11 protein-coding genes are annotated in these 12,569 nt (G+C 52.9%); 6 read left to right on the top strand and 5 right to left on the bottom strand.

The features are described 5' to 3' along the window. Positions 1-269: 269 nt before the first annotated feature. Complete coding sequence (locus tag FVB43_RS00500) at positions 270-1,256, bottom strand: zinc-dependent alcohol dehydrogenase family protein (RefSeq protein ID WP_159336898.1); 987 nt, start codon at positions 1,254-1,256, stop codon at positions 270-272. Between the two features lie 37 nt (positions 1,257-1,293). Between FVB43_RS00500 and FVB43_RS00495 the strand changes: the two genes are divergently transcribed. From FVB43_RS00495 to FVB43_RS00485, 3 genes are read left to right on the top strand one after another with little or no spacing between them, the layout of a single operon-like run. Then, entirely contained in the window at positions 1,294-1,734 is a 441-nt protein-coding gene (locus FVB43_RS00495; protein WP_133842255.1) for an acyl-CoA thioesterase, read from the top strand. Positions 1,735-1,739: 5 nt separating this feature from the next. Continuing rightward, positions 1,740-3,257: an AMP-binding protein gene (locus FVB43_RS00490; RefSeq protein ID WP_167863214.1), complete on the top strand. Its 1,518-nt coding sequence runs from the start codon at positions 1,740-1,742 to the stop codon at positions 3,255-3,257. Next, entirely contained in the window at positions 3,214-4,419 is a 1,206-nt protein-coding gene (locus tag FVB43_RS00485; protein WP_167863213.1) for a thiolase family protein, read from the top strand. The genes FVB43_RS00490 and FVB43_RS00485 overlap by 44 nt, the downstream gene beginning before the upstream one ends. Positions 4,420-4,421: 2 nt before the next feature. On the opposite strand, the gene FVB43_RS00480 is transcribed toward FVB43_RS00485, so the two are convergent. Both FVB43_RS00480 and FVB43_RS00475 read right to left on the bottom strand, forming a co-directional pair. Continuing rightward, complete coding sequence (locus tag FVB43_RS00480) at positions 4,422-5,204, bottom strand: enoyl-CoA hydratase/isomerase family protein (protein WP_167863212.1); 783 nt, start codon at positions 5,202-5,204, stop codon at positions 4,422-4,424. Continuing rightward, positions 5,201-6,142 (bottom strand): LysR family transcriptional regulator, encoded by a 942-nt coding sequence (locus FVB43_RS00475; RefSeq protein WP_133842251.1) that lies wholly within the window; start codon positions 6,140-6,142, stop codon positions 5,201-5,203. The genes FVB43_RS00480 and FVB43_RS00475 overlap by 4 nt, the downstream gene beginning before the upstream one ends. Positions 6,143-6,243: 101 nt before the next feature. Between FVB43_RS00475 and FVB43_RS00470 the strand changes: the two genes are divergently transcribed. The 3 genes from FVB43_RS00470 (at position 6,244) to acnB (ending at position 11,723) form a co-directional block, all read left to right on the top strand. Next, positions 6,244-7,248 carry an aldo/keto reductase gene (locus FVB43_RS00470; RefSeq protein WP_167863217.1) on the top strand — a complete coding sequence of 335 codons (1,005 nt, stop codon included), beginning with the start codon at positions 6,244-6,246 and terminating at the stop codon, positions 7,246-7,248. Between the two features lie 1,180 nt (positions 7,249-8,428). Then, on the top strand, positions 8,429-8,641 hold the full coding sequence (cspE, locus tag FVB43_RS00465; protein WP_133842250.1) for a transcription antiterminator/RNA stability regulator CspE: 213 nt from the start codon (positions 8,429-8,431) through the stop codon (positions 8,639-8,641). 484 nt (positions 8,642-9,125) lie between these two features. After that, on the top strand, positions 9,126-11,723 hold the full coding sequence (gene acnB / locus FVB43_RS00460) for a bifunctional aconitate hydratase 2/2-methylisocitrate dehydratase (protein WP_159336902.1): 2,598 nt from the start codon (positions 9,126-9,128) through the stop codon (positions 11,721-11,723). 51 nt (positions 11,724-11,774) lie between these two features. On the opposite strand, the gene FVB43_RS00455 is transcribed toward acnB, so the two are convergent. Then, positions 11,775-12,047: a helix-turn-helix domain-containing protein gene (locus FVB43_RS00455; RefSeq protein WP_159336903.1), complete on the bottom strand. Its 273-nt coding sequence runs from the start codon at positions 12,045-12,047 to the stop codon at positions 11,775-11,777. Beyond that, positions 12,044-12,376, bottom strand: a complete 333-nt coding sequence (locus FVB43_RS00450) for a type II toxin-antitoxin system RelE/ParE family toxin (protein WP_159336904.1) — start codon at positions 12,374-12,376, stop codon at positions 12,044-12,046. The genes FVB43_RS00455 and FVB43_RS00450 overlap by 4 nt, the downstream gene beginning before the upstream one ends. Positions 12,377-12,569: the final 193 nt, after the last annotated feature.

Below are 12,569 nucleotides of genomic sequence, written 5' to 3'. Positions count from 1 at the left end.
ATTATCAGGGTCGACCCGGCATAAAAGTGTTACCTGTGTGCCCGGTCTGATCTGTTACCTATGTACCCGGTCCTACAATGCCCGACCCCTTACGGGAATCTGCGTGGGGGCTTATCTGACGTTGTAAACGGGTCGGGCATGCCCGACCCCTACGGGGATCTGCGTGGGGGCTTATCTGACGTTGTAAACGGGGCGGGCATGCCCGCCCCCTACGGGGATCTGCGTAGGGGCGAGGCAAGCCTCGCCCGGTTTTTTTCCCGGAATAATGGTTACATCCGCAATAAAATCTTCCCTTTCAACTCCCCTGACTGCACGGCTTTGACCGCCTGGTCGATCTCCTCCAGCTCATATTCGGCGACAATCTCGGTGGCAATCACGCCGTCGCGGATCAGCGCCATCACCTCATTGATTTTGCGTTGAACCCGCGTCTTCTCATGGCCGTGCACCCACAGACGCAGATGGAAATTAGAGAAGCGAATATCCGGGCGGCTGCGCCAGAAGGTCGCCGGGATCGGCTGACCAGACAGCAGGCCATAGTGAATAAACTGCCCACCCGGCGTCAGTGCCTGGGCCAGCGCCAGAGACTCTTCACCACCGATGCAGTCGAAAATAGTCGCTACGCCGCCGCGTTGTGCTAACGCGGCCAGCGCCTGCGGATAATCTTGTGCGCTGCTGTTCAGCACCTGCTCTGTGGCATACCCGCCGAAGATGTCGAGGTTCTCTGCTTTACGCACAATTGCAATCGGCTTCAGCCCCAGATGATTGGCAATGCGGATCAGCATTTTACCGATGGCCGAGTTTGCTGCATTGATGATAATGCGCATCCCCGGGGTGAAATGCATTTCCTCGGTCAGCATCAGCAGCGCGGTCATTGGATTGACGTAGCTGGTCGCCGCCTGCTGGTCAGTCACGAAGTCTGGCAGCGTAAAACACCACTGCGGATCGCAGTCCTTATAATGCTGCCAGGCTCCCATGCTGCCAACGGGTAACACACGCTGGCCAACAGGCAACCCGGCCTCATTACTCTGGCTTATTCTGCCCATTCCCTCGAAGCCCGGCACAAAGGGCAGGGCGATACGTGAACGATAGGCACCAGAAATAGTAATAATATCAGAGGGGTTGATGGTGGCGAAGGCCATTTTCACCCGCACCTGGCCTGCGGTTAACTCTGTGAGTGGACTCTGTTCAAGCTGCATCACCTCACCGATTTTGCCGAACTCCCGGACGACTGCTCTGGTGAATAAAGTCTCTTTCATGGTATATTTTCTTCAGTGTTGTCCGGTTGACAGGTTAATGTTTTTTATGCAGGAACAGTATAATAGCGAAACATTTCGCGTATCAATGCGCGATATAGATTTAAACGGTCACGTGCATAATTCTGTTTATTTAGACTATTGTGAAGATGCTGTGGTTAATGCGTTTCGCCGCGCTGATATTCTGCCTTTATTTCGACCACACACTGCGGGTGTGGCCTACCACGTGAAAAAATGCGAAGCCACTTTCTCTCATCCGCTGTCAGTGGATGATGTGGTGTTACCTCAGGTGTTGATTGAGAAAATCGGTAACAGCAGTTTAATTTTCACCATCCGTTTAATGCTCGATGATAAAACCACGCTGTGCGCCGAAGGCAAATTCATCTGGGTCTGTGTAAGTCTGACGGATAATAAGCCGTGCCCGATCCCGGATGAAGCCCGTCAGGCGCTCACCCGGCACTTTCCGTTTGTCGGGGCCTGATCGTCATGCCGGTTCACGACAGAGTTAAGCAGCATGCAGAAAACCATCCCGACCTGACCGCCGTTGATATTGAAGGTTACACGCTGAGCTGGCAGCAGCTGTGGCAGCGTGCGCAGGTGCTGTACCAGCAGCTGTGCCGGATGCCTTCCACTAGTGAAAACCGCACTGTAGCAATAGCCATCGGTAACGATATTACCTTCCCCGTTGCCTGGCTGGCGGCCACTGCGCAGCCTTTTACGGCGGCGATTATCGATCCTCAGGTGCCCGTTGAACAACGCCACGATATGCTGCAACGGCTGGCGCCGGATCTGTTGCTGCTGAAAGCAGAGGATCGGGCGCTGATCGCACAGGCCGAGCAGCTGGCGATCCGCTGGCTGGCCGTCGATAGCGAACCCGCGCCACGTGTTCTGCCAGACGATCCCGAATTTACCGCCGGGATGCAGGCTGAAACGCCGTTTCTGATCAACTTTACCTCCGGCACCACCAGTCTGCCGAAAGCCTTTATCCGATCGCGACGATCCTGGCGCTGTAGCTTTGAAAACGGTGAAGCGCTCTTTGGGTTAAAACATGCCCCCTCAACGCTGTTTCCCGGTCCCCTTTCTCACGGTATTGGCCTTTACTGCCTGAATGAAACGCTGTACGCCGGAGGAACCTTCTACAGCCCCGGGCAGTGGCAGCCTGCGGCGGCGCTGGCGTTGATTGCGCAGCGACAGATCGAACGGCTGGTGGTCGTCCCCACGATGATCGCCGGGTTTGCTCGTGTGGCAGAAGGCAGCGCATATCCCAGCCTCCAGCGTCTGTTAAGCGCGGGTGCCAAGCTGGAGCTAAATCACTACCGTCAGGCGCGGACACTGTTTCCCGTCGCGCGAATGCAGGAATATTACGGTGCCTCAGAGCTGGGCTTTATTGCCGTTTCCACCCTGGAGGATGCCGATATCAGCGCATCGCTGGCAACGGTCGGCCAGGCGTTTCCCGGCGTGGAGATTAGCATCCGTAATGATCAGGGAGAGGTTCTTCCCGCGAACCAGCCGGGCACCATTTATATTACCAGCGAACAAATTATCGACCGTTATTTGTGGGGCGATGACGGCAGCGCCTTTGTAAAAGATCAGTCAACGGCGACGGTGGCTGATATCGGTTATCTCGATGATGATGATCGCCTGCATGTCATTGGCCGTCGGGGAAATATGATCCTCAGCGGTGGCAATAATATTTATCTCTCTGAAATAGAGTCAGCGATTAAATCATTGCCGGGAATTATTGAAGCCGTAGTGATTGCGGTTGATGATGATTATCTGGGTAAGAAAATGGTCGCTATTGTTGAGGGCGCACCAGAAGAACTGACACAGTTATCACAACGTTGTCGCTCACTGCTGGCGAAATATAAAATTCCGCGCCAGTTTTATCATATTACACACTGGCCACTGACGCCGAGCGGTAAAATAAAACGCACCGAGCTGGAAAAAAGGATCGCACAACATGGCAGCAGCAAAGAGCTTACTGAATTACCAGCCAGAGGATGACTGGCAGCCGGTGATCGTCGCTGCACGACGTACTCCGGTTGGCAGAGCTTATGGCATCTTTGACGGTGTGCCGATGGCCGCGCTGCTGACACCGCTGTTTGAGCACATCATGGCGACCCTGCCAGCGGGGTTTACCGCGATTGATGAAGTGATTATCGGTAATGCGACGGGCGGCGGCGGCAATATTGCCCGGCTGGCAGCGCTGACGGCGGGCTTGCCGCTCTCTGTTCCTGCCGTCACGGTGGATCGCCAGTGTGGTTCCGGGCTGGAAGCGGTGATTAATGCCTGCCGTCTGGTGCAGGCCAGAGCAGGGGAGTGTTATCTGGCGGGCGGCGTTGAAAGTGTCAGTACTGCACCGTGGCGCGTGGAAAAACCCGCATCGCTGAAACAGATGCCGCGTTTCTTCGGACGCGCGCAGTTTTCACCGGATGATATCGGTGACCCGGAGATGGGCATGGCGGCCGAGAATGTGGCGCGCCAGTGTGGCATCAGCCGGGAGCGTCAGGATCAGTTTGCCCTGCGCAGCCATCAGCGTGCGCTGGCGGCACAGCAGCAGGGGGCATTTCGGCAAGAGATTGTCCCGGTTAGCGTCAGGGGGCGTCTGGTGGAGAACGATGAGTGTCCGCGTGCCGACACCTCGCTGGCTAAGCTCTCGGCATTGTCGCCGGTGTTTGCCGCTGACGGAACAGTAACGGCGGGCAACTGTTGCCCGCTGAATGATGGCGCATCGTTGCTTCTGGTGATGAGCCGCCGCAGGGCACGTGCCAGTGGTTTTACCGAAGGACTGCTGTTTGCGGATGCCTGTAGCGCAGGCGTCGATCCTAATCTGCTGGGCCTCGGGCCGGTGCCCGCCACGCAGAAACTGCTGGCACGTCAGCCGTGTCTGACGCTGGATCAGGTCAACGTCATTGAGTTTAACGAAGCTTTTGCTGCCCAGGTTCTGGGGTCTGTTGATGCTTTGCATATTGATGAGATGCGGATTAACCGCCAGGGCGGCGCTATTGCTCTGGGGCATCCTTATGGCGCATCAGGTGCGATAATGGTAACGCGTCTGTTCAGCCAGCTTCTGGGCCAGCCGCACAGTGGCGGCTTTGGTCTGGCGATGTTGGGCATCGCCGGAGGGCTGGGATTAAGTGCGTTATTTAAAGCCGTGCGGCTTTAAACCTATTTTCCGCGCCACTGCGGAGCGCGCTTTTCGCTGAAGGCGAGCAGACTTTCCTGATAATCCAGGCTCGCCTGGAGCTGCTGCAATTCTGCAGCGCTGATTTGACAAAGATCCTGGGCGTGGGCTGCTTTCAGCAGGGCGTTACAGGCTTGAACGGCCAGCGGTGCGTTGCGGTTAAGGCTGGCAGCCAGCGTCAGTGTATTTTCCAAAAGGTCTTCCGCTGTGGTCACCTGGTAAAACAGGCCCAGCGCCAGCGCACGCTGAGCGTCCATGGGCTCACCAATAAGCAGCATCTCTCGTGCAACGCTCGCAGGCAGCCGTGTTGCCAGTTGGCCGATGGCCCCGCCAAGCGGCAGCAGGCCATGCTTCACTTCGGGTAGCGCAATTTTCACCTGCTCAGCGGCAATAATAAAATCACATTCCAGCGCCAGTTCCAGTCCACCACCAAAGGCATGACCATTCAGTGCCGCTATCCAGATTTTGCGCCGTGGCAGATGTTGCAACGGGTTAAACCCACCGTGCGAATTGATCAGGCCTTTGCCACCGTCGGTAAAGGCCTCCTGTAGATCGGCCCCACCGCAAAACACGGTTCCGCTGCCAGTAAGGATAACGGTGCGGATATCGGCCTGCTGTTCGCACCAGTTCAGGCACTGTTCCAGCTCGCTGATCATGACGGCATTATAGGCATTACGCGCGGCGGGGCGGTGGAGCGTCAGGCGCGCAACGTGTGGGATGGGGCGGTCGCAGCGGACCAGTTGCGTATTCGGTTGTTCGCTATTCATCGTGGCTCAGCGTGATTCAGCAAGGAATTTGAGTGTATCACGCCGCGATTGGCCTGTTGTACCCACTCAATAAAGCAGCGCATCGCGGCGGAGTGGTATTTACGGCTGGGGTAATAGAGCCAGAAACTTTCAGCTGGCGCCACATAGTCAGTCAGCAGCTCCACCAGTTCCCCGCTTGCCAGCGCGCTTTCACTCAGGTTGCGCAGCACAAAGGCGATGCCGGCCCCGGCTTGTGCGGCCTTAATCATCATCTGATCGTTATCCAGTGTCAGATTGCCGTTGACCGCAATCTCCTTCAATTTGCTCTGCACCTGGAACTCCCATTTATATTGCATTCCGCTGGGAAAACGCCGCTGGATACAGGGATAGTCTGGCAGTTCATCCGGATGCTGCGGCGCACCGTGATGGGCAACAAACGCCGGGCTGGCAATCACTGCGCCAGTGACGGGCATGCCGAAGGGGATCGCCACCATATCCTGCGGAATGACGTTGCCAAAACGTACACCGGCATCAAAACCCTCTTCCACAATGTTCACAAAGCCATCGCTGGTGGCTATCTCCAGGGCAATGTCGGGGTACTGCTGGCGGAACGGCAGCAATACAGGGTGCAGAGCAAGGGCTTCCGCATTGCGCGGCATATTGAGACGCAGTGTGCCTCGTGGATCGGCACGCCAGGTGTTCAACTCATCCACCGCACTGGACAAATCGACCAGTGCCGGTTCAATACGCGACAGAAAAGCACGACCCGCCTCAGTTAACGATACGCTGCGCGTGGTGCGGTTCAGGAGCCGCAAACCGATACGCTGCTCCAGATTTGTGAGGGTATGACTCAACGTCGAAGGTGTGACATTACGCTCCTCCGCCGCCTTGCGGAAATTGAGATGGCGGGCGATGGCAGCGAAAATCTCTAATTCCTGTAGCGTAGTGCGATTTTTCATATTGATGATTATTTTTCATTAAAGCGCTTAATTAGCGTCAATTGTTGATTTTAACCGGGGAAAGTATAACGACATTGTCGCTAATCAACGGGATAAAAATGATGAAACAAAGAACATTAGGCAGTGAACATTTTCACGTTTCCGCTCTCGGTCTGGGATGCATGGGAATGAGTTTTGCCTACGGGCAGCCGGGCGATGAACAGCAGATGATCAAAACGCTGCATCGCGCCTTCGATCTGGGCATAGATTTCCTTGATACTGCGGAAGTTTACGGGCCGTTCACCAACGAGTCTCTGATTGGAAAAGCACTGAAAGGCCACGCGGGTAAAGTAAAGGTCGCTACCAAATTTGGTTTTCATATCACGAATGAGGGGGAAGGCTGGGAACGTATTAAAGGCGTGAACAGCCAGCCTGAAAATATTCGTGCCTCGGTAGAGGCATCCTTACAGCGTCTGGGGGTAGAAGTGATTGACCTCTACTATCAACACCGCCTCGACCCGAGCGTAGCAGTGGAGGACGTGGTGGGAACAATGGCCGACCTGGTACGTGAGGGGAAAGTTCTGCACCTGGGTTTGTCAGAAATTTCCAGCGAAACATTACAGCGTGCACATGCGGTGCATCCCATTACCGCCGTGCAGAGTGAGTATTCGTTGTGGTCACGTGAGCCTGAACACTGCTTGCTCTCAACCTGTCGTCAACTTGGCATCGGTTTTGTCCCTTACAGTCCATTGGGCCGAGGTTTCCTTTCAGGAAAGCTTCCCGTGTTGGCAGCCGATGATTTCCGTCATTATCTGCCGCGTTTCCAGAAAGAGGCGCTGGCCCACAATCTTTTGTTAGTCGAGCAGCTAAAAGACGTGGCTTACGGCTATAGCTGTAGCGCGGCGCAGATGGCGCTGGCCTGGGTACTGGCGAAAGGTGAGAACATTGTGCCTGTTCCAGGTGCCAGCAAAATTCCCCATCTGGAAGATAACTGCCGTGCCGTCGATATCCGTCTGGCAGAGGATGACCTGGCACTGCTCGATCGTTTGTTTGCGGCGGAGAATATTATCGGTGAACGCTATACGGCACAGGAGCTTACGCTGGTGGAAAGCGATTTACCCCGCTAAGCATTATCATGTCGATAATGTCACCCGTGGGCGCAGCGTTTGCTGTTTGGCAATCCTGAAGGGCCACGCGTTGACTGAAGCATGTGCATGTTAAAAATAAATGCAGGAAAAAGTTGAACGTAGCCTAAATTATTTTCGAGTAATGGCTTTCTTGGCATGGATATTGATTTTTACCTTGTTTTTTTGCCCATTTATAATGATTTCTACCCGGTTTGGCGGACAGCTGGCGTTTATATCACCAGATTTTCTCCCTGCCTGACAATTGAGGTGATAAACACTGATAATAATCACATGGCATTAAAAACAGTATTGACTCTTGTTTTTAAAGCAGTAGATTAGAACTCACAGCACGGGAATATTACCGGGTTGTGTCAGATAAAGTTTAATGTTTATTTTGCGATGAAGGTCACGAAGTATTTTTGTATGGGAGAGTCGTTGTGAGTTTAGTTATTGTTATCCACTCGCTTCGATGATGCTTAAGGCCACGCAGTCAGTTGCGAAATCGCAGGGTGGGAACGTAAGCGCGATGACATAAGGCTATGTTTTACCGATATAAGCGAGTCCGAATGTTGTGATGTGTGTTATTAAGTCACAATGGAAGTCAAGCCACGTATCAAAGAGTCTACGTCGCGTTGGGTGTGTACTTGTTTAACCGGCCATGTCTTTCGACAGGCATGATGATGTTAACTGTCATTTATGGAGGTAAGCTAGAATCTTAGTCACTTATACTATCCGTAATAAACACGTACATTTGACGAAGTACTAATAGAAGTCATTACTCGTTAAGTTCATTAATGTTAAAGTTTGAGTTAGCAGTACCTTAAAAGCCCTGGCAATCTCTGTCAGGGCTTTTATCATTTAAGCCTGGTGACATTTTCATGAGCTCACCCACATGAGCACTTATCCTTCAGTACAACCCGCTGACCAGACGTGAACCATAAAGTTCAAAAAATATAAGTGAAATGAATCCTTGCTTGTTGAGTCTTATCCGGTCTACTATGCCTCATCGGTTTGGAATACAGACCTTATGAAAGCAGTTTTAGTAAAGCAGTCCTCAGTACAAGTGTTATCAAAGATATCCCTTCATCGAGAGCCTCCTCCTAAGTGCCCATAAGTTTAAATCTGATGAACAGGCCATGTTCGCCATGTTAAGTGGCTCAAAAATTGAAAGGAAATATCTATGTCTAACAAAATGACTGGTTTAGTAAAATGGTTTAACGCTGATAAAGGCTTCGGTTTCATCACTCCAGCAGACGGCAGCAAAGATGTATTCGTACATTTCTCTGCTATCCAGAGCAGCGATTTCAAAACCTTAGATGAAGGCCAGAAAGTTGAGTTCTCTATCGAGAACGGCGCTAAAGGTCCATCAGCTGTAAACGTTATCGCTCTGTAATTTGCGATAATCTCGCTAACACCGACGACAGCGATGAGGGCATTAGCCTGAGCAGTGATGTGTTAGTCATAAAAAAGCCGCCAAGTGCGGCTTTTTTTGTTTTTCTCCCCGCAAAAAATATCCCCTGTGTGCCCCTCTCCATAAGTCATCGAACCGCTGTTTAAAATAAGCTGCATTTATTTCCACAGGTAGTAGCGGGAGATTGCTGTGCGGCAGGAATGCGGTTTTTTAGTCGCAAGTGAAGAACATCCAATATGGTCATGTTAAAAAAGCAGCTAAAAACGCTGGAAAAAGGCTTTTTTGCCCATAAAAACTGTCAGGCTATTGATGTTGCTTTTTTGTAAACGGATTAACACGCAACCGAAATCCTGCTATGCTGGCCCTCGCGGAACCGGGCACCTTACCCTACACATGGATGGTTTTCACTTTGCGGTGAACTCAGGTAGCCCGGGATGCTAAATACAATGAGAGCGAGGAGAACGTCGTGCTAGAAGAATACCGTAAGCACGTTGCCGAGCGTGCTGCCCAGGGGATTGTTCCAAAACCGTTAGATGCTTCCCAAATGGCCGCGCTGGTTGAACTGCTAAAAGCCCCTCCAGCGGGTGAAGAAGAATTTCTGTCCGATCTGTTAATCAATCGAGTGCCGCCGGGCGTTGACGAAGCGGCGTATGTCAAAGCGGGTTTCCTGGCTGCTGTCGCGAAAGGCGAAACAACTTCTCCTCTGGTTACTCCTGAACTGGCAATCAAACTGCTGGGCACCATGCAGGGCGGCTATAACATCCATGCGCTGATTGACGCGCTTGACGATGAAAAGCTGGCACCGATTGCCGCTGAAGCGCTGTCCCACACGCTGCTGATGTTCGACAATTTCTACGATGTCGAAGAAAAATCTAAAGCAGGCAACCCACACGCGAAAAAGATTATTCAGTCGTGGGCTGATGCTGAATGGTTCCTGAAGCGTCCTAAACTTGCAGAAAAAATCACCGTAACCGTGTTCAAAGTGACCGGCGAAACCAATACCGACGACCTCTCTCCGGCGCCGGATGCATGGTCTCGCCCGGATATTCCACTGCACGCGCTGGCGATGTTGAAAAACGCCCGTGAAGGCATCGAACCCGACGATGCTGGTAACGTAGGCCCGATCAAACAGATCGAAGCATTACAGGCTAAAGGCTTCCCACTGACCTACGTTGGTGATGTGGTCGGTACAGGTTCTTCGCGTAAATCCGCTACCAACTCGGTGCTGTGGTTTATGGGCGACGATATTCCTTACGTGCCGAACAAGAAGGGCGGTGGCGTCTGCCTCGGCGGTAAAATCGCACCTATCTTCTTTAACACGATGGAAGATGCAGGCGCACTGCCAATTGAAGTCGATGTTGACCGTCTGAATATGGGCGATGTTATCGACATCTATCCGTATAAAGGTGAAGTCCGCAATCACGACACCAACGAAGTTCTGGCTAACTTTGAACTGAAAACCAACGTACTGTTGGATGAAGTTCGTGCTGGTGGCCGTATTCCACTGATCATCGGCCGTGGCCTGACCACCAAAGCCCGCGAATCTCTGAATCTGCCGCACAGTGATGTGTTCGAGCAGGCGAAAGATGTGGCAGCCAGCACTCGTGGCTTCTCACTGGCGCAGAAAATGGTCGGCCGTGCATGCGGCGTTGACGGTGTGCGCCCTGGCGCCTACTGCGAACCGAAAATGACCTCGGTTGGCTCGCAGGACACCACCGGTCCAATGACCCGCGATGAACTGAAAGACCTCGCCTGCCTCGGTTTCTCTGCAGACCTGGTGATGCAGTCCTTCTGCCATACCGCGGCTTATCCGAAGCCGGTCGATGTGACCACGCACCATACGCTGCCTGACTTCATTATGAACCGTGGCGGCGTGTCGCTGCGTCCGGGTGATGGGGTAATCCACAGCTGGCTGAACCGTATGCTACTGCCGGATACCGTAGGTACAGGCGGTGACTCACATACTCGCTTCCCAATTGGTATTTCCTTCCCGGCGGGTTCAGGTCTGGTGGCCTTTGCTGCTGCGACCGGCGTTATGCCACTGGATATGCCAGAGTCCGTGCTGGTGCGTTTCAAAGGTGAAATGCAGCCGGGTATCACTTTGCGCGATCTGGTGCATGCGATCCCACTGTATGCGATTAAAGCTGGCCTGTTGACCGTTGAGAAGAAAGGGAAGAAAAACATCTTCTCAGGTCGCGTGCTGGAAATCGAAGGCCTGCCGAAACTGAAAGTTGAGCAGGCATTCGAACTGACGGATGCTTCAGCAGAGCGCTCCGCAGCCGGCTGTACCATCAAGCTGGATAAAGAGCCGATCATCGAATATCTCAGCTCGAATATCGTGCTGCTGAAATGGATGATCTCTGAAGGTTACGGCGATCGTCGTACGCTTGAACGTCGTGTTCAGGGCATGGAAAAATGGCTGGCCGACCCGCAGTTGCTGGAAGGTGATGCGGATGCGGAATACGCTGCGGTGATCGACATCGATCTGGCAGATATTAAAGAGCCGATTCTGTGTGCCCCGAATGACCCGGATGATGCCCGTCTGCTGTCTGATGTGCAGGGCACAAAAATCGATGAAGTCTTTATCGGTTCCTGCATGACCAACATCGGCCACTTCCGTGCGGCTGGGAAACTGCTGGATGCGCATAAAGGCCAGCTGCCTACGCGTCTTTGGGTGGCTCCGCCAACCAAGATGGATGCGGCACAACTGACCGAGGAAGGCTACTACAGCGTATTCGGTAAGAGCGGCGCGCGCATTGAGATCCCGGGCTGTTCACTGTGCATGGGTAACCAGGCACGTGTGGCAGATGGCGCAACGGTGGTATCGACCTCCACGCGTAACTTCCCGAACCGTCTGGGAACGGGTGCAAATGTGTACCTGGCGTCTGCTGAGCTCTCCGCAGTCGCTTCTCTGCTGGGTAAACTGCCAACGCCGGAAGAGTATCTGACGTTTATGGGCCAGGTGGATAAAACCGCTGTGGACACCTATCGTTATCTGAACTTCGACCAGTTGAGTCAGTACACCGACAAAGCCGACGGCGTGATTTTCCAGACTGCGGTTTAATCTTCAGTTAGCGCTAAGAAACCGGGCCATGTGCCCGGTTTTTTTATGTGCTCAGTGGATGGCTGCGATCTCGAATTTCACCTGATAGCCGGCTTTGGCAAGCAGTGTGACGAGTTTATCCAGACTGAAAAGATGAAACTTTCCGCTACGAATTTCGGAAATACGTGAGACGGTGACGCCGAGCAGTACGGCGGCCTCTTTGAGCGGCATGCCGTCAATTTTTTCCTGCAACGCCATCAGTAATTGTGAGCGTGCTTTGAGCTGTTCGGCCTCTTTCGGGGTGTCGGCAAGGGCATCCCAGACACTGTCGAAACGCTGGATCATGAGCTGAACTCCTGTATCAGTTGCTGATAACGCTGGCGGACCAGTGCCACATCCTGCGGGCTGGTCTTGAGCGTTTTCTTATGGAAAGCATGCAGTACATAGATAGCATCGCGGAGCTTTGACACATAGACCACGCGAAATGTCCCGCTGTCACCATCATGTATTCGCAATTCCCACACCCCACTGGCAACAGCAGCCAGTGATTTAAAATCTGCGGGTGTCGCACCCGCCTGTAGCTGAGCGAGTTGATAACCCGCATCATGCATCACATTCCTGGGAAAGCGTTTAAGGTCGCTCAACGAGCTACCAAGAAAACAGATCTTTTTCATTCGATTCTTCCCTGTTGATGAATTTACGGAATTACGTAATTTTAAGCAACTGTTTTTCCGTGATTACGTAATTTTATGTTGCTGGTGAACGGGTATTACCGTTGTGCCGGGCAGAACATGCCATGGGGGAAAGCGGACAGGCCAGTATTTTCACTGTTCCGTTATCAATATTGGAAAGCGCTACGTAAAACCT

It is taken from the genome of Erwinia rhapontici (assembly GCF_012271765.1).
Lineage (GTDB): Bacteria > Pseudomonadota > Gammaproteobacteria > Enterobacterales > Enterobacteriaceae > Erwinia > Erwinia rhapontici.
The sequence above is the reverse complement of the archived record's forward strand: the minus strand, read 5'-3'. Positions and strand labels throughout refer to the sequence as shown.